The following is a 22,090-nucleotide window of genomic DNA, read 5'->3' on the forward strand; positions in this document are numbered from 1 at the left end:
TTATGCCTCGTTCTGTTGTGGTTGAGCTTTCGGTGGATTCGCCGTAAAAAACTCATCGCCAAAGTTGTGATTGATTAGGTGCTGCGCGTCGCAATCGCCTGCTTGGAATGGAATCAGAGTTAAGCCGTAGCGGAACTCGTCCATGTAAACTCGGTAAGAGTCGAGCACTTCGCTGCCCCAAGAATTTGAGCCTAAGCCCATCACTTGGTGGTCTAGGTTTAGTGTGATGTAACCGCTCTTCTCTAGCTCAATGGTGTGTTGTGCTTGATGTAGGTTTTGGTTGGTGTAGAACCATGCGCTGAAGTTGATTTCTTGCTGTGGTTTTACTGCAATACCATTACCCGCGCGGCTTGAAAGCGCAGCCCAACGAACGTGTTGGCGGTTGCCGTTGTTTTGTGGGAACGGGTAGTTCTCGAACATGTCAGCCACGGTTGATTGGTAAACATCAATCATGTTGGCTTGCTTGCTGTCTTGGTAGTTCTCTTCAGGACCGCGGCCGTAGTATTGAACTTGGTCGAAGTCGCCGTTAATGCCCATGTCGAAACCAATCACTGGAATCACGTGAGGGTAATCACCGTAACGTTCGCCACTTAGCTCAACGTTCAGTTGACCTTCAGCACTGATTTGGTAGCGATACTCACAACGCATGCCGAAATCAAATACTGGTGGAGCAACGATGCTGGTGGTGGTGATCTCTACCTTGTCGTTAACTTGCTCAACGTTTAGCGTGCGGAAGTGCTCTTGCATGATCTGTAGGTGTGCAGGCTCCCAGTAACCATCGTGCTCTTGCTTATGGTTATCAATCATTGGCTTGAAGAAGTTCAGCTTAGGCTCAGACTTAATCAGTTCCTCGCCATTCACTAACCATGACGTCAGTTTGCCGTTCACTTTCGAGAAGTTCAGAGCAAAGTTGTGGCCTTTGATTAGGTAGGCTAAGCGAGATTCTTCAACATTCAGTGCTGTCGCATTATTGTTAGTGAAGGCGTCAAGTTGTGCAGTGTTCTCTTTCACTTGGAACTGATAAACCGCAATGTCGTGGTTCGTTTCGCTGTATGAAGTACGAGAATCCTTACGAACTGTAAAGTTCACAAACACTTCACGCTCATCAAGCTCTGGCAAATTAAGCGTCAGTTCACGGCTAGAGTTCTCAGCCAGCTCTTCAATCTTGATGTGCTGTACCGCAATGGTTTCACCCTCAGCGCGGATTTCCGCCGTGATGGTGTAATCATCAATGTTTGAGAACCAAAGCTTGTTGTCTACTGTGAAGGTGCCCGTTTGTGCATCGAAATCGCGAAGCTTCACTGGGGCAATCACTTGCTTGTACTCTTTCAAGCCTGGGCCTGGAGTTTGGTCTGGGTAGATCAAACCATCCATGCAGAAGTTGTAGTTATTCGGGTAGTCACCGTAGTCACCGCCGTACTTGTAGAACTCTGTGCCTGCTTCATCACGCGCCAGAATACCGTGATCACACCATTCCCAAACGTAGTGACCTTGAATGGCATCATGCTTGTAGAAAACGTTTTGGTATTCGGTTAAACCGCCTGGGCCGTTACCCATTGCGTGTGCGTATTCGCAGATGATGCGTGGCTTTTCGTGTGGGAATTCACCGAAGGCATTCATCAGTTGAGCACGTGAGTACATGGTCGAAATGATGTCGACCACTTCAGCATCGCGGTCTTCTTCATAGTGAACTAGACGGGTGTCATCAATCGCTTTTGCTGCATCGTACATAGAACGGATGTTGCAACCGTAGCCAGACTCGTTACCCAGTGACCACATGATGATAGAAGGGTGGTTCTTTTGAGCGTGAATATGACGTTCGATACGTTCAACAAACACCGCTTCCCATGCAGCATCGTTAGTGATGCGGCTTAGGTCGCCAACGTTGGCAAAACCGTGTGTTTCGACATCAGTTTCGCCCATCACGAATAGGCCGTAGATATCACACAGTTCGTAGAAGCGTGGGTCGTTCGGGTAGTGCGCTGTACGTACTGAGTTGATGTTGTGTTGCTTCATCAGTACTAAGTCTTTCTCGACGCGATCCATGCCAACAGCACGACCTTTCAGGTGGTCGTTGTCGTGACGGTTCACACCGTGCAGCATCACGTACTTGTTGTTGATGTAGAACAGACCATCACGAACTTTAATATCACGGAAACCAACGCGTTGTGGAATCACTTCCAGCACCTTGCCGTCAGCGTCTTTCAGCGTAAGCAACAGTTGGTATAGGTAAGGGTTTTCAGCGTTCCATTGAACAGGGTTAACCACATCAATAGAGAATTGAGTATTCGCATTGCCGCCAGTCAATGTATTAGGAATGGCTAAGCTATCTACAGAGCCTTGCGAGATAACTTGGCTGCCATCAAGCAATGCGTACTCAAGGGTTGCGTTTACCGCTGCTGCTAGGTTTTCTAGTTCCACTTTGCACGACAGAGTAGCGCTTTGGTAAGCGTCGTCGAAGTCAGTACGAACGGTAACGTCTTGAACGTGCGCCTGTTCTTTGCCCACTAGGTAAACGTCACGGAAGATACCGCCCGTCCACCACATGTCTTGGTCTTCAATGTAGGTTGAATCGGCCCACTGCATCACACGAATAGAAAGTAGGTTGTTGCCTGCTTTTACATGGTTAGAGATATCGAATTCAGCGGTGAGGCGGCTGCCTTTGCTGAAACCCACGTACTCGCCGTTTACGTAAACTTCGAAGTAAGTCTCTACGCCATCAAATTTGATGATGGTTTGCTTCTCGTCCCAGCTTTCGCCAAGGAAGAAAGAGCGTTGGTATGCACCGGTTGGGTTGTCTGATGGTACGAAAGGTACATCAATTGGGAATGGGAAACCTTCATCTGTGTATTGAAGATCGCCGTGGCCTTCCATTTGCCACATGTTTGGAACCGTAATGTAGCCCCAGTCTTTCATTTCTTGAGAGTAGAACTCTTCAGGAACCAATAGTGGATTGGTGAAATAGCTGAAATTCCATTGGCCACTCAATAGTTGGAAGTGGCTGCTAAGTTCACGCTGAAACGTTTTTGCATTCTTTTCTGATGCGTATGAGAAGAAATATGCACGCGGTGCCATACGGTTCTCATGTAAGTTCAGGAAGTTTTCCCAGTTGTTCACGTTGCCTCTCTCTCGGCCTAAATGCAATTTGCTGACCGACGTTCTTATGCGTAATTGGGTCGTAGTGAATACGAGTATTTTTGGACTGAGGTAATTATTAGTAAAACTTTTACTAAATGAAATTAGTGAAAACGTTTTACTTTAACTCCATCACGTTTTTTATGGTCTTTTTACAGTGCTGTGTGATCCACTTAAAAGAATGCTATTGGCTGTTTTATGAAGCAGTCTAAAGAGACTGGTATGTGTATATAGGCGTATGTGATGGGTACAAAAAAGGCCACCGTAAGTAAAGGTGGCCTTGATTTATCTATTTGATATTTCTAACTATTTTGTCGTGTCACGCAGCTTTAATTTGCTTGGTACATAGACACGTAGTGGGATAGTACGGCCGTCGCGTACTTTCTCAATCAACAGGTTAACGCCTTGAATTCCCATTAGTTCAGAGTGAATACGAACAGTCGATAAAGATGGGAAGGTAAATTTAGCTGTTGGGATGTCATTTACACTAATCAACGCAATATCTTCAGGAATGTTTAATCCGTGCTCATGAACGGCTCGTAAAACACCAATTGCGATGGAATCTGACGCAATAAACATGGCTTTAGGGTAGTCGCCCGTCGCTAGCATCTGTTTTGCAAGCTTATAACCTGAAGAACTAGAGAAGTCTCCACGATAGATGTCTTGCTCGCTGACAACATTCTTAAGGCTACCGTATTCAGCAAAGGCGACTTCGCGAATATCAGGAGTGTTGACGTTATCTTGTCCGCCAATAAAACCAATGCGTTGATAGCCTTGGTTGATAAAGAAGTTGGTGATCTCTTTGCTGATCAAAGCCAGGTCGATATCGACAGAGTCATAAGGTTCAGAGTGATCAGTGAAATCGACATAACAGATATTATCGCTTAGCTTTTTGGCTTGTTCGATAACCTCCGGTGTCATTCTTCCCACCAACAATACACCAGTAATAGGTGCTGAATTTACGTGTATTTTACTTTCATAACAGTTGGTTAGTTTAACTTCCATCTTGTCACATTGGGTTTCAATCCCGTGGCGAATCGATAGATAGTAAGGGTCATTCACTTCAGCTTCTTGCTTGTAGTTATACAGAGCAAGGAAGTGATGATTTTGTTTTTTACTGCTAACGGCTTTTCGTGAGCTGCTGGTTTTGTATTCCAACTTCTCTGCAATTTCAAAGATACGCCTTTTGGTCTCTTCCTTGACGCTTAATGTTGGATCTTCATTGAGAACCCTTGAAACTGTAGCCAATGAAACATGTGCTTCAGTCGCGATATCTTTTAACGTTGCCATACTCACTTCCTGTTATTGGAACATTGCGCTGCTTTGAAATTGGTATTTAGTAAAAAAGCAATGCACCTCTTTATTCTACAGACCTATTGTAATCAAACTGGAAGTCATTGCATTAACTTTTAGTAAAATAAATGCTCAACTCCTCTATGATGTCTCAAATCTAACTATCTATAATTATCTTATTAAAATTCAATGAATTAGATGTGTTTGTTTATAGGTTCTCCCTATGTCACGTTCAGTCACAATGATATGAGTTAGTGTAAACGTTTACACTTCGTGGTTTTGATCACAGAATTATAGTCAAAATGGCTGCTACTATTTCTGGCATACGGTGCTACTGAGCTGAATGTCAGTTCGAGTTAGTCCAAGAATGACGACAAAGAGAGGTTGATTGTGAAAGTACTGGTTACGGGCGGCATGGGTTACATCGGAAGTCATACATGTATTCAAATGATACAGGCGGGTATGGAGCCAATCATTGTTGATAACCTTTGCAACAGTAAAGAGCTAGTACTGGAGCGAATCGAATCATTGACCGGTAAGCGACCAACTTTTTATCTTGGCGACATTCGTGATCAATCTTTTCTAGATAGCGTTTTTTCAGAAAACGATATCCAAGCTGTGATTCACTTTGCTGGCCTGAAAGCGGTTGGGGAGTCGGTGTCCAAGCCTTTGGAGTACTACGATAACAACGTCAATGGATCATTAGTGTTAGCTCGCAGCATGAAGAAAGCGGGTGTGAAGAGCATTGTATTTAGCTCTTCGGCTACCGTTTACGGTGATCCAGAAGTGGTGCCAATTACTGAAAGCTCTCCAACGGGTGCAACAACTAATCCTTATGGTCGCAGTAAGTACATGGTCGAAGAATGTTTGAGTGATTTGTTCAACGCTGAGAACGATTGGAGTGTGACATTACTGCGTTACTTCAACCCAGTTGGCGCCCATTCATCAGGCACTATGGGTGAAGACCCACAAGGTATCCCAAACAATCTGATGCCGTTTATTGCTCAAGTAGCGGTAGGTCGTCGCGACAAATTGGCTGTTTTTGGAAACGATTACCCAACAGTCGATGGCACAGGCGTTCGCGACTATATTCATGTTATGGATTTAGCGGACGGACACGTAGCCGCATTGAAAGCGGTTGGCGAGAAGGCGGGTTTACACATTTACAACCTAGGCACGGGCAAAGGCTCAAGCGTACTCGAGATGGTTGAAGCCTTCGCACAAGCATCGGGTAAGCCAGTTCCTTATGAACTTTGCCCACGCCGCGCTGGTGATATTGCTGAATGCTGGGCAAGCACTGAAAAAGCAGAGCGCGAGCTTGGCTGGAAGGCGACGCGTAGCGTGATGGAGATGACGGCAGATACGTGGAATTGGCAGTCGAATAACCCGAACGGCTATTCCCCTTCGTAATTGAAGTCGCAGCGTTGTTAGCTGCAACTCCAATTTCTTTGGGGAATGCAGATGAAGAGAGATTCCAGATATCTCGTACCTCGATTCTGGAATGACGGATGAGCATAAGGCTATGAAGCGGTTGCCTTTGCGCAAATAGCACAACGAGATCACACGTCATTCCCTACAGCGAGGAGCGAGCGTGATAGGGAATCTCCTTGTAGAAGAATTATTCATCTTGGTGGAATTGACCAAGACACAAAATTTGAGAGCAATCTAAACATGTCAAAAGTTGAATTTAACCCAGTAGACCATCCGCACCGTCGTTATAACCCATTAACGGGTCAGTGGATCTTAGTATCACCGCACCGAGCAAAGCGTCCTTGGAGTGGACAAGATGAAAAACCATCGACTGCGCAGCTTCCTGCGTATGAGAAAGAGTGTTTCTTGTGCCCAACCAATACGCGTATTTCGGGCGATGAAAACCCAGATTACGACGGCACTTATGTATTCAGTAATGATTTCGCGGCGTTGATGCCTGACTCACCTGATGCTCCAGAGTCTGATAACCCTCTATTCAAGACTCAAGGTGTACGTGGGTTGAGCCGCGTGATCTGTTTCTCTCCGGACCACAGCAAAACGCTGCCGGAGCTTCCGGTAAACAAGATCCGTGGTGTTATCGATACCTGGAATGAACAGATTGAAGAGCTAGGTAAAGACTACCTGTGGGTTCAAGCGTTTGAAAATAAAGGTGAGACCATGGGCTGCTCTCAGCCACACCCACACGGTCAAATCTGGGCAAACAGCTTTTTACCCAACGAGATTGAACGCAAAGAAAAACTGTTAAAAGAGTACTTTGAACAGCAAGGTTCTAATCTTTTAGTGGATTACGTTGAAGCTGAAATGAAAGACGGGTCTCGCACTGTGGTTGAAACTGAACATTGGATTGCAGTGGTGCCTTACTGGGCAGCGTGGCCATTTGAAACCATGTTGCTGCCAAAAGCACACATCCGCCGTATGAGTGAACTGACTGACGAGCAGCGTGATGATTTAGCGCTTGCGATCAAGAAGCTGACGAGCCGTTACGACAACTTATTCCAATGCTCATTCCCTTACTCAATGGGCTGGCACTATGCGCCGTTCTTCGAAGAAGGTACTGACATCGACCATTGGCAGCTACATGCGTTGTTCTACCCGCCACTGTTGCGCAGTGCTTCGGTTCGTAAATTCATGGTCGGCTACGAAATGTTGGCTGAGTCTCAGCGTGATTTAACCGCAGAACAAGCGGCACAGCGTCTGCGTGATTTGAGTGACGTTCACTACAAAGAGCAGTAATCGCCTGTTTCGTAGATAACGAGCGAGATTCCTGATATCTCGTCCCTCGATTCTGGAATGACGGCAGGTGAGAAGCTGATGTTGTCATTCCCTACCGTGAGAGACGAACGCGGTAGGGGATCTAAAAGAATTAAAGTGGTGCCGTAAAGGGGCCATAACCAATTGAACAAAGAGTTTAACCAGAGAGTTTACTTATGTCTGACCTAATCCAAAACGTGAAAGCATCTTTTGAGCAAGTCCTTGGTTACCAAGCGACTCATATTATCCAAGCGCCAGGTCGTGTGAACCTGATCGGCGAGCACACTGACTACAACGATGGTTTTGTTCTACCGTGTGCCATTAACTACCAAACGGTAGTCGCAGCGGCTAAGCGTGACGACAACATCGTGCGCGTAGTATCAGTGGACTACGGAAATGCAGTAGATGAGTTCGACTTAACTCAAGAGATCACCTTCCAACAAGATAAGATGTGGGCTAACTACATTCGTGGTGTGGTGAAGTGCTTAAAAGGTCGTGGTTTTGAATTTACAGGTGCAGACATCTCTGTAACGGGCAACGTGCCTCAAGGTGCAGGTTTAAGTTCTTCTGCGGCACTGGAAGTGGTCATCGGTCAGACATTCAAGGTGCTTTACAACCTAGAGATCAGCCAAGCCGAAGTGGCGCTAAATGGTCAGCAAGCCGAAAACGAATTTGTGGGCTGTAATTGCGGCATCATGGACCAAATGATCTCTGCAGAAGGTCGCGCAAATCACGCGATGCTTTTGGATTGTCGTAGCCTAGAAACTCAAGCGGTTTCAATGCCAGAAGATATGGCTGTGGTTATCATCAACTCAAACAAGAAACGCGGCTTGGTCGACAGCGAATACAACACGCGTCGTGAACAGTGTGAAGAAGCGGCGCGCATCTTTGGTGTTCCTGCACTTCGTGATGTGACTATTGAACAGTTCAAAGCGAAAGAGTCTGAGTTGGATGAGATGGTTGCGAAACGTGCGCGTCACGTGATAACCGAAAATGACCGTACCGTTGAAGCGGCTCAAGCTCTGCGTACTCATGATATGAAACGCATGGGCGAATTGATGGCTGAATCACATGCGTCAATGCGTGATGATTTTGAAATTACAGTCAAAGAAGTCGACACCTTAGTTGAGCTGGTAAAACACGTGATTGGTGACCAAGGTGGTGTGCGTATGACTGGCGGTGGTTTCGGTGGTTGTATTGTGGCATTGGTTCCACCTGCATTGGTTAATGAAATTAAAGCAACCGTTGAGCAGAAATATCAAGCGGCGACGGGTCTAAAAGAATCTATTTATGTGTGCCAAGCGAAAGACGGAGCAGGCTTAGTTGAAGTAATCTAAACGCTTCGAGACTTAATATAGAGCTTACCAACTAAAAAGATCATGGTAGGCCAAATGCTAAAGCCTTTATTTCAGGTAGAGGCTTTTTACTGGCACTAGAAGGAATTTAGAATGACACAAGAGCAAAACCTGCATCAATCCATGACACAAACTCCAGCCTATGATGGCCAACCCGCTCAGTTAGTGACGCTATCAAATACGCGTGGCATGGAAGTGACATTCATGGACATTGGTGCAACATGGTTGAGCTGTATCCTGCCAGTAAAGGGAAATAAAAGAGAGGTTTTGTTGGGTGTTAACTCAATGGAGAACTTCGATAAACAAGCCAGCTATATGGGTACAACTGTTGGTCGTTATGCTAACCGCATAGCCAATGGTCGTTTCAAAATTGATGGTCAAAACTACAAGCTGGAAACCAACCAAGCGGGCAATACTTTACATGGTGGTCCGAACGGTTTTGATAAACGTCGTTGGAATATTGCCGAGCAAAGCGAAACGTCAGTGGTGTTCACTCTAGAGTCTGCTGATGGCGACCAAGGATTTCCGGGGAATTTGAATGTGTCGGTGCGTTATGACATTACCGAAGACAATCGAGTTTCAATTAATTACTCTGCAACCACAGACAAGCCAACCGTGGTCAACCTAACGAATCATGCGTACTTCAACCTACTTGGTGCAGAAGCCGGGCACGATTGTTTGTCACACATTGTGAGCATCAACGCCAATCAGTTCTTACCGACCAACTCGGTAGGTATTCCACTAGGCAATCTTAAATCGGTGAAATCGACTAGCTTCGACTTCAATCAGCCTATGATGATCTCAGAGCGTTTGTTGGGTGATGAACAGCAGAAAGCAGCAAAGGGTTACGACCACTCTTTCTTATTGGCTGACGGCTGTAAGCGCACTCAATGCGCCGCTACCGTAACGTCACCGGATGCGCTCGTCACACTAAAAGTATTTTCAACTAAACCTGCGATGCAGCTATACACCGGAAACTGGCTTGGTGGTACACCAAACCGAAGTGGTGGCAGCTATGAAGACTACGCTGGATTGGCGTTAGAAACCCAGTTCTTACCTGACTCTCCTAACCACCCAGAGTGGAAGCAGGACAGTTGTATTCTCAAGCCTGAACAAGAATATAACTACCGTACCTGTTACCAGTTTGAATTTTCGGGGGATTCTTCAAACTAGTACGCTCTAGCTCAAAACGGTTATGCCAATTGCTTTTGTTTGTGAATAGAACGATGTGAGTTATCGCGTTGTTCTTGGGGGATGAGCAAAAGTGGCGCTCAACAAGAGTGCGGTTTATTAAGCGCGATTGTTGGGTATCCGAGTAAGGTAGGAAAGCCCTAACAGAAGAGATTCTGTTAGGGCTTTTTTTTGTTTGTTGTTTGGTGAGTTGACCAGAACTTAGATTTTCTCTACCGAATTACGGCGCACCAAAGTCGGAGAGAACATCATTGGCTCCGTTGAGGTGTTTTCACCTTTGGCTAAGTGCAACGCGAGTCGTGTCGCTTTCTCTGCCATCATCTGAATCGGGTAGCGAATGGTGGTTAGCTTTGGATGAACATAGCGTGCAATCAAGCCATCATCGAAACCGATGATCGACATTTTGTCCGGCGCTTGAATACCGTTTTCATCTAGGACAGACAAAGCACCTGCCGCCATGTAATCGTTGTACGCAACAATGCCTGTGATCGGCAGAGACTTGGTTAATAGGTTAGTCATCGCGTATTCACCCCCTTCACTGGTGGGAGCTGAGTACTCAATATAGCTGTCAGATAACGCTATTTTGTAATCCGAGAGTGCTGACAAGTAACCTTGTACACGCTCATCTGCATCTTCAATGCTGTGCGATGAAGCGATACAGGCAATATTTTTATGACCATGACGGATCAGATATTCAGTCGCAAGATACGCGCCTTTCTTGTTGTCCAAGAAAATACAACGGTTGGCAATCTCAGCAATATAGCGATTGATCAGCACTAAGCCTTTGACTTCTTTTGCATAGGCAATCAGTTCTTCGTCTGTCAGGCCTTTTGAATGGATCACTAAGGCGTCGCAACGGCTATTGATCAGTAACTCAATCGCTTGTCTTTCTTCTTCACGATCGTGTGAGCCATTACCGACGAGGATATGCTTTCCGTTCTCACGAGCGACATTATCGACAGCCTTAACCAGCGTGCCAAAAAAAGGATCGGAGATATCACCAACCAACACACCGACGGTATTGGTGCTCTGGCTTACCAGCGCGCGAGCATTGGCATTCGGGCGATAGCCGAGTTTAGACATCGCTTTGGTGACGGATTCAATTGAGTTCGCACTTGCCTTCGGAGACTTATTCACGACTCGAGATACGGTTGCAACAGAAACACCTGCTTCCCTTGCGACATCTTTAATTGTTGCCATTTTTAACCTCTATACATTGCTGCATCTATTTAACACCGACAATGAGTGCAAGGCAACGAAACTCTCATTTTACTTCCAGTAATGAGATCTTTACCGCTTGTAATTATTAGGCTTAATGCTAGTGTAAACATTTACATTTTACTTAATTTTAGTAAATGATTTAATGAGTGAAAATAAATCAATATAGGAAGTGAGAAATGGATACTGTCTCTTATGGTGACTTTGCTAAGTTAGAAATGCGTGTGGGTAAGATCATTGAGGTTGTGCGTCATGAAAACGCAGACAAGCTTTACATCGTGCAAGTGGATATCGGCGAGAAGACGCTACAAACGGTGACCAGCCTAGTGCCTTACTACACCGAAGAAGAGTTGATGGGTAAGCAGGTTGTTGTTTTGTGTAATCTAGCGAAGGCGAAGATGAGAGGCCACACTTCTGAGTGCATGTTGTTATGTGCCGAAACGGAAGATGAATCTGAAAGTGTATTGCTGACCCCGGAACGTGCGATGCCTGCAGGTATTCGTGTCGTTTAAGATCGCTTTAGGTTGGTGAACGATCGAGCTCACCAACCTAGATTAACTGGCGATGTAGATTAATTAACGATGTAGATTAATTAACGATGTAGATTAATTAACTGTGTAGATCAATTAACTATGTACATCCATTAACAACGTATATCCATTAATAACGTACATCAACTAGCTTCGAACAGTCAGTATCAAGCCATCAATCACACTGTGGTGGTGATCTGAAACCCCAGCAAGATTGCCGTATTTAGGCTGGTGGCGATCATTTTCTAATGGGTGATGCCAACCTTGTGTGTGTTGAACAAAGTGCGCCGCAAAGCTTTCAGACACTTCTAAACATCCTGCTAATACCGTATCGACATAGGTTTGAACGATAGGGCTGTTTTCGCAAGGTGCTTGAATCTCGTCTTTGATGTAAACCCAGATCGATTGATCCTGTTTAAACTTATTTTGGCTTTCTATCTGAGAGGCCTTTAATTCGATTCGGTGATAACCACGCTCACGGCGATCAAACTCAGTCAGCGCAATATCATCCACCTCAAGTAAAACTCCATTCACTTGTCCCTCACCGAGATTCACGATCAAAGGTGACAACACATAGCTGTCATCGATCTTACTCCAATGACGAACTAGGCCATGCACTATCGCAGGAATCGCTTGCCCTGTTTGACCTGTGAGTTGACGAGAAGAGGAGTTGATCAAGCTACCATAACCAAAAATATACATCGCGTTCCCTGTCTGTTCTTTTGTATTTGAGACTAGTCTTACTATATGTTTGGCTTCATCAAATGTCAGTAGTTTTTTATTTTACACACTCATGAGTCTAAATGACTTTTATGGGGTGTGTTTAATTGACACTTTTTTGAAGCCTAATGACTCCTTGTTGATTGTTTTTATTGGCTTTATACCTTTGGCGCGTTTCATGCATTGTGTTAGGCAATATTGCAGTGATGATTACTGCATCATGAATTTGACTATGAAATAGCAATTCCCAGAAGCCACTCTTGGCTTGTTATCTGAAATGAGGAACGAGTTTGTTAAATATCACAGATAAAAGTGTAGAAGATGCGATTCCTGCATATCTTCGATTAGGTTTTAGACCTTTCTTCTTTTTAGGCAGTCTCTATGCTGTGATCGCGATTGTGGCTTGGGTCATCATGTTCCAAAACGGTCAGCCAGAAATGCTAAAAGTACCGGCGCTTTGGTGGCACGTACATGAAATGCTGTTTGGCTTTGCCATGGCGATTGTGGTCGGTTTTGTGTTAACTGCGGTGCAAACGTGGACGGGTGTCAATGGAACCAAACACTATCGATTAGCCGCACTGGTTGGTTTGTGGTTAGCACCTCGTATTCTGTTTTGGACCCCCGCACCGTTATGGCTGATCTCATCGGTTGAGGCGTTGTTCTTAATCTTCGCCGCTTACGAAATTGGTTTCCGAGTTGTTAAATCGAAAGGCTGGAAGAATCTATTCTTTGTGCCGCTGTTTATATTGGCTATCGTGGCGAACTTTGCTAGTTACGCGACCGTTAAAGGTATGCCTCCATTCCCATCGTCTGCAGTATGGCACGCAATGTTATGGTGGTTTACCTTGCTGCTATCAGTGATGGGTGGGCGAGTGATTCCGTTCTTCACGGCACGTCGCTTCGATTTTGAAAAAGCACAACCACTAGTTTGGTTAGAATGGTTAGCGAATCTACCTTTGGTTGGCTTATTTGTATTGAGCTTCTTCCCATTGACCTTTGCTCAAGTCGGCAATGAGTTGATGGTATTTGCAGGTGTGACTCAGTTGGTGCGCTTTATCCGCTGGAAGCCTTGGACTACGTTATCTGAACCCTTGGTGTGGTCGCTGCATGCGGCTTACCTATGCATCCCTTTAAGCTTGCTGCTACGTGGTTTATTAGACAACCCGTTCGCGAGCCACAACATGCTGCACTTGTTTGCAATTGGCGGTTTGAGTGGGTTAATTCTTGCGATGATTACGCGCGTGACAATGGGGCACACGGGTCGTGCAATCTATAAAGGGCCAAGTATGGCGTTAGCGTTCTCGGCTATTTTTATCGCGGCTTTGGTTCGCAGCGTAGGTGTGACTTTCTTCCCTGCGTATTTATTTGAGATGGTGAACATCAGCGCGGGTTTATGGACGTTAGCATTCGGGTTGTTTATCTGGAAGTTCGGCATGATGCTTTTAACGCCAAGAGTGGATGGTCACCCAGGCTAAGCCTATTGATTTTCGAACCCATTTTGAAAGGGAAGCACTGAGCTTCCCTTTTTTGATCGCAGCAAAGCTCCATTCTCAAAGATCCATTCTCTTAGTGAGTATTCTCGGCAAGATATTGGCGCACTTGTGCAATGAGATCTTCTTTGGCGTGAGGCGAGATGAAACTCGCTTCGACAGCATTAATACTGAATTGCGCTAATTCGTTTTTCGTCAGTGGATGAGCATTGGCGACGGCGAGGAAGTTATCATTCATATAGCCGCCGAAGTAAGCCGGATCATCGGAATTGATGGTGACGCACAATCCTTTTCTCAGCAACTCGACGATATTGTGTTCTCGCATGGTGTTGAAGACCTTTAGCTTGGTATTCGATAGCGGGCATACGGTCAGCGGTGTGCGTTTAGCGATTAGCTGTTCCATCAAGTCTTCATCTTCTACACAGCGAACGCCATGATCAATACGGGTGATGCCCAACAAGCTCAGCGCGTCACTAATATTTTGCGCAGGGCCTTCCTCTCCGGCGTGCGCGACGGTCAGGAACCCTTGGTTGATCGCCTCTTGGAATACATGCTTAAACTTCTCCGGCGGGTTTCCTTTTTCCGACGAATCCAGCCCGACGGCAATGATCTTATCTTTGTAGGGAAGGGCTTGTTGGAGTGTTTCAAAAGCGCTGTCTTCATCAAGATGGCGCAGAAAGCACATGATCAGCTGGCTGCTGATCCCTAGTTCTTGCTCGGCTTGATTCAAAGCTTGAGTAATCCCACTTATGATGACTTCAAAGGCAATACCACGTTCGGTGTGGGTTTGAGGGTCAAAAAAGATCTCAGTATGAACCACATTATCTTGTTGACACTTGAGTAGATAAGCCCAAGTCAGGTCATAGAAATCCTGTTCATGAATCAGTACGTTAGCGCCTTGATAATAGATATCGAGAAAAGACTGAAGATTGTGGAATTGGTACGCGTCTCTTACTTGGTCTGGGTTATCAAAGGGAATCGACACGTTATTGCGCTTGGCCAGTTGGAACATCAGCTCAGGTTCTAGCGTGCCTTCAATATGTAAATGCAGCTCAACCTTGGGTAAATGTTTGATGAAGCTATCCATAGCAACTCCTTAGCTATTTTAATTATGGGCGGAGTAGGCGAGACAGTAGAGTCTGTAAACCTGAGCCTGCAGGTTATCTCTTTCATTTATCTCTGTTTGAGCATAGTTCATTTCATTGTTGTCGATAAAATTGCACAGAAGTTGATGATGAATCGAGAGTTACGAACCCATTGAAATCCGGCGCAAACGATTTGCAGCATGGGAGTGTGATCCGCTGCAAATATTTGCAGCAATATTCATTGATTTGTGCTCTAATACCGCGCTTACCAAGGGATGGTGTTAAAAGATGCTCACTTAGATGGAGTTATCAAAGTGACCGATCCCTTAATGATCTCCCTTAGGAAAAAATAGAACATGTCTAAGAACAAAAAATTTGATATCCGCCTTACAGAAAAACGCAACGGTTGGTGTGCAGAGATTACTCGTCAAGTAACATCTCGCAGCACAACAGTATCTAAGCGTGAGTCTGGTTTCGAAACTGAAGCTCTAGCACAAGAGTGGGCAGAGAAAGAGCTAGCATCTTTCATTTCAAACCAAGCTGAACGTAACGAGCGTAAATCAGAGCAGCGTAAAGAGCGTGACGAACTACGTCACACTAAAGAGCTTAAAGCTGAGCAAGCACGTGAAGCACGCGCAAAAGCTCGTGAAGAAGAGCAAGAAGACGCTGAGTAATCCAGTGCACAATTAATTTACAGGTCCCTTAATTTTAAGATAAGGGACAAGTAAAAAAAGCCCCGATATAGCTTTTCTCTTTCTAGTTAAAAGTTTATCGGGGCTTTTTCATTTGTGGCGTATTAGTCTGGATCACGTAACCACTCATGGCTGGTGGCTAAGTATCTGATTCACTAATTACCCGAATTCGGTCCTAGTTGTTTAGCGCTGTCAGCCAATCGTCTTCCGCGACTTCTTCAATATAACTCTCTACAGACTGTCCCACTTCATCATCATCTTGCTTGAAGTAAGCAATGTGGAATACTGCGTCACCTTCGTTTACCAACGGTAGAGTTTGTTGACCAATCACGATACCGCCTTTAGTGGTGATTACTTGGCCTTCTTGGTGACCCAATGGAGAACTGATGTAAGCCAGGGTTTGTCCTGCTTCAACTTGTTCGCCAAGCCTTACCATATTACGCAAAATGCCGTCTGATTCAGCGCGGATCCAACTGGTCGATTTACTCAATACTGGCTCTGGTAACTTCTTACGGTTAGGGCGCAGCATGCCGATTTCTTTCATCACTTGATGTACGCCAAGGTAACCCGCACGAATCGCTAGGTGATCAAAACGCAGCGCTTCACCACCTTCGTAAGTTAATACAGGAATACCTAGCTTTTCCGCTTCGCTGCGCAATGAACCATCACGCAGTGGAGAATCTATGATCACGGGTGTTGCGAACGCTTTTGCGATGCGCAGTGTTTCAGGGTTCGACAGGTTTGCACGGATCTGTGGCAAGTTAGTACGGTGAATCGCACCCGTGTGAAGATCCAGAATGTAATCACAGTGCTTCGCTACGTTCTCAAAGAAGGTGTGAGCGATGCGTGATGTCAGTGATCCTTTCTCACTTCCAGGGAAGCAACGGTTCAGGTCACGACGGTCTGGTAGGTAACGAGACTTATGGATAAAACCAAATACGTTAACGATAGGCACAACAAGTAGTGTTCCTTTCAGTTTTTTTGGATCAATCGCATTGGTCAGTTGTCGTGCAATCTCAACACCGTTTAGTTCATCTCCGTGGATCGCCGCGTTTACCATCAGTGTTGGGCCCGCTTGGCGACCATGAATAATTTCAATCGGGATTGAAAGTGGAGAATGCGTGTAAAGCTGAGCCGCTTGCAGTTCAATCTCCATTCTCTGTCCTGGCTGAACAGTATAACCAAGTAATTCGAAGGGTTGATTAGGTTTTAGTCTTGCCATTTAGGTTGTTCTCAACATGGTGATAATTCGCTAACACGGAATGTATCAATCGTTGATTTTTAGTACGAATCAATCGCTTTACGGTGACGACAAAACTTTTTTATGGAGGCGTTTCTTAATTGGTTTCTGTTTTTGATTTAGCTAGTTAGAAGGGGTTTAGAATTGTGAATTTCCTGACAATACATTGATTTAACGCTGATATTTATTGTTCGGTTGGTTGGTATTATCCATCGCCATTTTTTGGCGGCCAAATTCAAATATCGAGATCAAAATGAAAAAAACAATTTCAAAAGTTGTAGCACTAGCAGTGGTATCTGTTGCTCTATCTGGTTGTGTGGGTAGTAACGCAGTAACCGGTTATCTAATGAAGTTTAACGTGAAGGCTGTTGATAACCGTTACGCTCGTGGTGGTTTGAACATACTACTTGCACCTGCGTATGGTCTAACGGTTGCTGCCGATTACCTAGTATTCAACTCACTAGAGTTCTGGACGGGTAGCAACCCACTAACAGGTGCTCCGCACATCTTTGATACTAAGACTGATACTTACCTTGATATCAACGATCAGCTTGATAAGTCACTGACTGAAGCGCCAGTAGGCCCGATCACGAGTGCCGATATGATTGAGAAAGGTCAAATGCAGCAGATCGACGAAAACACAATCCAAATGGACATCACTTACCAGTCTGGTGAGCGTGCGACGTTAATCGGTGTTCGTGAAGGCGAGATGGTGACGTACTTCATCGACGGCGAAGTAGTGGCACAAACTTCAATTGATGAGCTAGAAAGCTACGCGGCTTCACGCGCTTAATTATTTATTTAGTCACAAGTAGCAGTGACAAAGATTAGATACAAAAACAGGTACTCATTGAGTACCTGTTTTATTTTGTTCTTAATAAACGGTGTTTACTGAAAAGTGCTATTTATTGAAGAGCCCATTTCTTGGAAAACACCATTTACTGAAAAACACTAGCGAATCGATTTATGCTTTTTCTGGGATCGCAGCAAGTAATGCAACCATTTGGTTCCAGAACAGCTCAACTGTGTCGATCTTCACTTTCTCATCAGGAGAGTGTGGGAACTTGATCGTTGGGCCGAAAGAAACCATATCCATGTTCGGGTAAGGTTCTTTGAACAGACCACACTCAAGGCCAGCATGGATAACCATGATGTTTGGCTTGTGACCGTAGATGCCTTCGTACATGTCGCGGAAGATATGCATGATCTCTGAATCTGCGTCTGGTTTCCAACCTGGGTAAGCACCAGAGAACGCGATGTTAGCGCCTGCTAGTTCAGCAACAGAGTGAAGCATACTTTCTACTTGGCTACGACCAGAGTCGATAAGAGAACGGATCAAGCAAAGTACTGTGATTGAATCTTCTTCTGTTGTGATAACACCTACGTTTAGAGACGTTTCAACAACACCTTCAATCTCGTCACTCATACGAATCACGCCGTTTGGACATGCGTTAAGTGCCGCGATAAAGCGAGCTTGGTCTGCTGACGCTAGTGCGCCCATTTCTACAGAAGCTTCTTCATTGAAAGTCACGATGCTGTCTTCTACTTTACCTAGCTCTGTTGAAAGCAGCTCAGTGTAGTAGTTGTATAGCGAAGCTAATTTCTCTTGGTTTGCAGCAGGAACCGCAACCGTTACGAAGCCCTCACGAGGGATCGCATTACGAAGGCTACCACCTTTGAATTCTACGATGCGAAGGTCTAGCTCTTTTGCGTGACCCGCTAGGAAGCGAGCAATCAGTTTGTTTGCGTTTGCACGACCGGTGTGGATGTCACAACCAGAGTGACCGCCTTTTAGGCCTTTTAGCGTTAGCTTGCGTGTTACGAAGTCAGCTGGAATCGCATTACGTGCAATTTCAAATGTCATTGCGCCGTCGATACCGCCCGCACAACCCATGTACACTTCGCCTTCTTGCTCTGAGTCAGTATTAAGAAGGATATCGCCTTCTAACCAACCCGCTTCAAGACCGAACGCGCCAGTCATGCCTGCTTCTTCATCTACAGTGAGTAGAACTTCGATAGGGCCATGTTGGATTTCGTTTGAAGCAAGAACGGCTAAGCAAGAAGCCATTCCCATGCCGTTATCAGCACCAAGCGTTGTGCCTTTTGCTGTAACCCATTCGCCATCGATGTATGGCTGGATTGGATCTTTTGTAAAGTCGTGATCAGTGTCTTCGTTCTTTTGTGGAACCATATCGATGTGAGCTTGTAGCACGACACCTTTTTTGTTTTCCATACCCGGCGTTGCTGGCTTTTTGATGAATACGTTGCCCGTTGGGTCGCGACGTACATCTAAGCCTTGCTCTGTTGCCCACGCAATAATGTATTGAGCAAGCTCCTCTTCATGTTTCGAAGGGTGCGGGATTGAACAAATTTTATCGAAAAACTGCCAAATAGGGGCAGGGGACAATTTACTGATCTCAGAATGGAATTCAGACACGGATGACTCCTTTTTTATTTGATAACCATATATTTAGGATTTATATAGGTAAAAACTTAGAATAAAAATCTAAAATATGGGTCTGTTTTGATGGCAACAGCATACCACTTGAGCGTTTTGACGAGTAGCGGTTATAAACCTCAAATACCTCAAATTTTGAAAGCGATCTTGTCCACCTGATCATAATTAAGAGACTTGATGCTTATAAATGGCGCAGGCAAACGTTTGTTTAATTCTATTCTGTAATTTAATTACAGAAATAAGTTTTCAAAATAACCACAAATGGCCAAAAGTGTGACGCATAGCAAAAAATACTTGTAATCTTTTTTCTTTAGGGTATATTAATAACCAACTTCTGAGATGAAGAGTAAATGCTCAAAGGATGAGTCCGTTTTATCGCCTCCAAGGAACCGAGAAATCAAATTCGTTTTTTATTGATTTATTAAGGTGATAGTTATGAAAGGTTTACCATCTGCAATGTTCTGGATTAACAGCTCTGTTTACACTAGCAACTTTGCATACCCTACAAGCTTTGGTTACTAATACCGTAAGCATGTAACTCGAACAGTTTTGTTCACCCCTATATATTGGAATTCTTTTACAGCCCTTTTGGTTGACAGATTCTACCGCCACTCAGTTTTGAGTGGCGTTTTTTTTGCCTGCTACTTTTCCAAACCGCTTTCGCTTGTCACTTTCTTTGCTGTTCTGAGTGGTTGTTTTTTAAACGCCAAAATATCAATTTGCGTCTTATTACTGATCCTGTTGAAAAATACACAACTCTTGTGGGTTTAAATTGAGAATATGATGGCTACATTCTCAATGGAAATAACCGACGGTTGAAAAAATAACCAAGTAATCACATCGCCTTTATTTCATTTAATCTATTGTTTTTAATGGTTATTATTCTTGTTATTCCTCATTTGTAATCGCTTTGTTTCATACGGCATTCTGATAAATATCGATTAGAGCCTTAATTCTATCTGGAATTTGTTATTTGATAACTTTATAATCCACAGCCAATCGTTTACGCAACCGTTTACTTTTTACCCTTATAGGATTCGATAATGTTCGAAAAGCTATTCAAACTCAGTGAAAATGGCACCAATGTGCGCACTGAAATCATCGCAGGTCTAACCACCTTCCTAACAATGGCTTACATCATTTTTGTAAACCCAATGATTCTAGCTGATGCTGGTATGGACCATGGCGCTGTATTTGTAGCAACCTGTTTAGCGGCTGCTATTGGCTGTTTCATCATGGGCTTTGTTGCTAATTACCCAATTGCTCAAGCACCAGGCATGGGCTTGAACGCATTCTTTACCTACGCTGTTGTAATGGGTATGGGTTATACGTGGCAAGTTGCTCTGGCAGCGGTTTTCGTATCAGGCGTGATCTTCATCTTCTTAAGTATCTTTAAGATTCGTGAATGGATTATTAACTCGATCCCTATGTCTCTGCGTGTTGGTATCTCTGCGGGTATCGGCCTTTTCCTTGCGTTTATCGCGCTTAGCAATGCAGGCATCGTTGTTTCTAACCCAGCGACTAAAGTTTCACTGGGCGATATCACTGCGATTGCGCCAATGTTAGGTGCGCTTGGTTTCTTCATTACTATTGCTCTTGTACACCGTGGTGTGAAAGGCGCAGTAATGATCGCGATTCTCGCTATCACAGCGATTGGTATTGCGATCGGTGACGTTCAATACGGCGGCATCATGTCGACACCACCAAGCCTTGCTCCTACATTCATGCAGCTTGATTTCTCTGCTGTATTTGAAATCGGTATGATTTCAGTTGTATTCGCATTCTTGTTCGTCGATTTGTTCGATACCGCGGGTACCTTGGTTGGTGTTGCAACGAAAGCAAACCTAATCAAAGAAGACGGTAAACTACCGCGCTTGAACAAAGCACTGCTTGCTGACTCTACAGCAACATCTATTGGTGCATTGCTAGGTACATCAAACACAACTTCTTATGTTGAGAGTGTTGCGGGTGTTGCTGAAGGCGGTCGTACCGGTCTAACTGCTGTTGTTGTTGGTATCTTATTCCTACTGGCTCTTTTCTTCTCGCCACTTGCAGGTATGATTCCGGCTTACGCAACATCAGGTGCACTTTTCTATGTAGCAATTCTGATGATGTCTGGCCTAGTTGGCATTGATTGGCGTGATCTTACGGAAGCCGCACCAGTCGTGGTAACATGTCTGCTTATGCCGCTGACGTACTCTATCGCTGAGGGTATCTCACTAGGTTTCATCGCTTACGCTGCAATTAAGCTGCTAAGTGGTAAAGGTCGCGACGTTTCACCTGCTGTGTGGGTAATGTCGGTTATCTTTATTCTTAAATACATTTTCGCTTAATCGTCTAGATTTCTGCTTAATCGCTGAAGAGGCTATGTAAGGCATAGCCTCTAATAACATGACAAAATTATTAGGTTTTATACTATGAGCAACAAATTCGTTATCACTTGGGACAACATGCAGACTTACTGCCGTCAACTTGCTGAAAAGCAAATGCCAGCAGAGCAGTGGAAAGGCATCTGGGCAGTAAGCCGTGGTGGTTTGGTTCCTGGTGCAATCTTGGCTCGCGAACTGGGTATTCGTCACGTAGATACGATTTGTATTTCTAGCTACGACCACGATCACCAACGTGATATGACAGTCGTTAAAGCACCTGAAGGTGACGGCGAAGGCTTCCTAATCGTTGAAGATCTTGTTGATAGTGGTGATACTGCACGCAAGCTTCGCGAAATGTACCCTAAAGCGAAATTGATCGCTGTATGTGCTAAGCCATCTGGTGCTGATTTACTAGACGAGTACATCGTGGATATCGCTCAAGACACATGGATTGAGCAACCTTGGGATACTAGCCTAAGCTTCGTTGAGCCGGTAAATCGCAAGTCAAAATAAGTGTAAACTTAGTTTTTTGAGAAATGACCCTTTATAGGGTCATTTTTTTTTATATGATT

At 44.7% G+C, this 22,090-nt stretch carries 17 protein-coding genes; 10 read left to right on the plus strand and 7 right to left on the minus strand.

The genetic code is table 11. The annotated features are described in order from the left end of the window. Both ebgA and ebgR read right to left on the minus strand, forming a co-directional pair. On the minus strand, positions 1 to 3,117 hold the full coding sequence (ebgA, locus tag AACU28_RS12000) for a beta-galactosidase subunit alpha (protein ID WP_121602995.1): 3,117 nt from the start codon (positions 3,115 to 3,117) through the stop codon (positions 1 to 3). Positions 3,118 to 3,441: 324 nt separating this feature from the next. After that, positions 3,442 to 4,425, minus strand: coding sequence for a transcriptional regulator EbgR (gene ebgR, locus AACU28_RS12005; RefSeq protein WP_017060801.1), 984 nt, complete (start codon positions 4,423 to 4,425; stop codon positions 3,442 to 3,444). Between the two features lie 393 nt (positions 4,426 to 4,818). On the opposite strand from ebgR, the gene galE reads away from it, so the two are divergent. The 4 genes from galE (at position 4,819) to galM (ending at position 9,698) form a co-directional block, all read left to right on the plus strand. Continuing rightward, positions 4,819 to 5,838, plus strand: coding sequence for a UDP-glucose 4-epimerase GalE (gene galE, locus AACU28_RS12010; RefSeq protein WP_054547556.1), 1,020 nt, complete (start codon positions 4,819 to 4,821; stop codon positions 5,836 to 5,838). 261 nt (positions 5,839 to 6,099) lie between these two features. Further along, the gene (locus tag AACU28_RS12015; RefSeq protein ID WP_121602996.1) at positions 6,100 to 7,152 is read left to right on the plus strand and encodes a UDP-glucose--hexose-1-phosphate uridylyltransferase; all 1,053 of its coding nucleotides are present in this window, start codon (positions 6,100 to 6,102) and stop codon (positions 7,150 to 7,152) included. 194 nt (positions 7,153 to 7,346) lie between these two features. Further along, the gene (galK, locus tag AACU28_RS12020; RefSeq protein WP_017084196.1) at positions 7,347 to 8,507 is read left to right on the plus strand and encodes a galactokinase; all 1,161 of its coding nucleotides are present in this window, start codon (positions 7,347 to 7,349) and stop codon (positions 8,505 to 8,507) included. 111 nt (positions 8,508 to 8,618) lie between these two features. Continuing rightward, positions 8,619 to 9,698, plus strand: coding sequence for a galactose-1-epimerase (galM, locus tag AACU28_RS12025; RefSeq protein ID WP_017091092.1), 1,080 nt, complete (start codon positions 8,619 to 8,621; stop codon positions 9,696 to 9,698). 219 nt (positions 9,699 to 9,917) lie between these two features. Here the strand turns inward: galM and AACU28_RS12030 are convergent, their stop codons facing one another. Continuing rightward, on the minus strand, positions 9,918 to 10,916 hold the full coding sequence (locus AACU28_RS12030; protein WP_017080052.1) for a substrate-binding domain-containing protein: 999 nt from the start codon (positions 10,914 to 10,916) through the stop codon (positions 9,918 to 9,920). A gap of 197 nt (positions 10,917 to 11,113) precedes the next feature. On the opposite strand from AACU28_RS12030, the gene AACU28_RS12035 reads away from it, so the two are divergent. Further along, on the plus strand, positions 11,114 to 11,446 hold the full coding sequence (locus AACU28_RS12035) for a tRNA-binding protein (protein ID WP_004734420.1): 333 nt from the start codon (positions 11,114 to 11,116) through the stop codon (positions 11,444 to 11,446). A 165-nt stretch (positions 11,447 to 11,611) separates the two neighbouring features. Here AACU28_RS12035 and AACU28_RS12040 read toward each other — a convergent pair whose 3' ends face one another. Next, complete coding sequence (locus AACU28_RS12040) at positions 11,612 to 12,166, minus strand: gamma-glutamylcyclotransferase family protein (protein ID WP_061022396.1); 555 nt, start codon at positions 12,164 to 12,166, stop codon at positions 11,612 to 11,614. A gap of 308 nt (positions 12,167 to 12,474) precedes the next feature. Here AACU28_RS12040 and AACU28_RS12045 point away from each other — a divergent pair, with 308 nt between their 5' ends. Beyond that, on the plus strand, positions 12,475 to 13,659 hold the full coding sequence (locus AACU28_RS12045) for an NnrS family protein (protein WP_121602997.1): 1,185 nt from the start codon (positions 12,475 to 12,477) through the stop codon (positions 13,657 to 13,659). A 91-nt stretch (positions 13,660 to 13,750) separates the two neighbouring features. Here the strand turns inward: AACU28_RS12045 and AACU28_RS12050 are convergent, their stop codons facing one another. Next, the gene (locus AACU28_RS12050) at positions 13,751 to 14,761 is read right to left on the minus strand and encodes an adenosine deaminase (protein ID WP_121602998.1); all 1,011 of its coding nucleotides are present in this window, start codon (positions 14,759 to 14,761) and stop codon (positions 13,751 to 13,753) included. Positions 14,762 to 15,115: 354 nt separating this feature from the next. Between AACU28_RS12050 and AACU28_RS12055 the strand changes: the two genes are divergently transcribed. Next, positions 15,116 to 15,433: a DUF3622 domain-containing protein gene (locus AACU28_RS12055; RefSeq protein ID WP_004734416.1), complete on the plus strand. Its 318-nt coding sequence runs from the start codon at positions 15,116 to 15,118 to the stop codon at positions 15,431 to 15,433. A 193-nt stretch (positions 15,434 to 15,626) separates the two neighbouring features. On the opposite strand, the gene AACU28_RS12060 is transcribed toward AACU28_RS12055, so the two are convergent. Further along, entirely contained in the window at positions 15,627 to 16,673 is a 1,047-nt protein-coding gene (locus AACU28_RS12060) for a succinylglutamate desuccinylase/aspartoacylase family protein (RefSeq protein ID WP_004734415.1), read from the minus strand. A 271-nt stretch (positions 16,674 to 16,944) separates the two neighbouring features. On the opposite strand from AACU28_RS12060, the gene AACU28_RS12065 reads away from it, so the two are divergent. Next, the gene (locus AACU28_RS12065; RefSeq protein WP_004734414.1) at positions 16,945 to 17,484 is read left to right on the plus strand and encodes a DUF3332 family protein; all 540 of its coding nucleotides are present in this window, start codon (positions 16,945 to 16,947) and stop codon (positions 17,482 to 17,484) included. 171 nt (positions 17,485 to 17,655) lie between these two features. Here AACU28_RS12065 and AACU28_RS12070 read toward each other — a convergent pair whose 3' ends face one another. Next, the gene (locus tag AACU28_RS12070) at positions 17,656 to 19,128 is read right to left on the minus strand and encodes an aminoacyl-histidine dipeptidase (RefSeq protein WP_017087469.1); all 1,473 of its coding nucleotides are present in this window, start codon (positions 19,126 to 19,128) and stop codon (positions 17,656 to 17,658) included. A 1,064-nt stretch (positions 19,129 to 20,192) separates the two neighbouring features. Between AACU28_RS12070 and AACU28_RS12075 the strand changes: the two genes are divergently transcribed. Both AACU28_RS12075 and tet(34) read left to right on the plus strand, forming a co-directional pair. After that, complete coding sequence (locus AACU28_RS12075) at positions 20,193 to 21,482, plus strand: NCS2 family permease (protein ID WP_017080057.1); 1,290 nt, start codon at positions 20,193 to 20,195, stop codon at positions 21,480 to 21,482. 84 nt (positions 21,483 to 21,566) lie between these two features. Then, the gene (gene tet(34), locus AACU28_RS12080) at positions 21,567 to 22,031 is read left to right on the plus strand and encodes an oxytetracycline resistance phosphoribosyltransferase domain-containing protein Tet(34) (protein WP_017084190.1); all 465 of its coding nucleotides are present in this window, start codon (positions 21,567 to 21,569) and stop codon (positions 22,029 to 22,031) included. The last annotated feature ends 59 nt before the right edge of the window (positions 22,032 to 22,090 follow it).

Origin of the sequence: Vibrio sp. SBT000027 (assembly GCF_963894355.1) — a bacterium.
Lineage (GTDB): Bacteria > Pseudomonadota > Gammaproteobacteria > Enterobacterales > Vibrionaceae > Vibrio > Vibrio splendidus.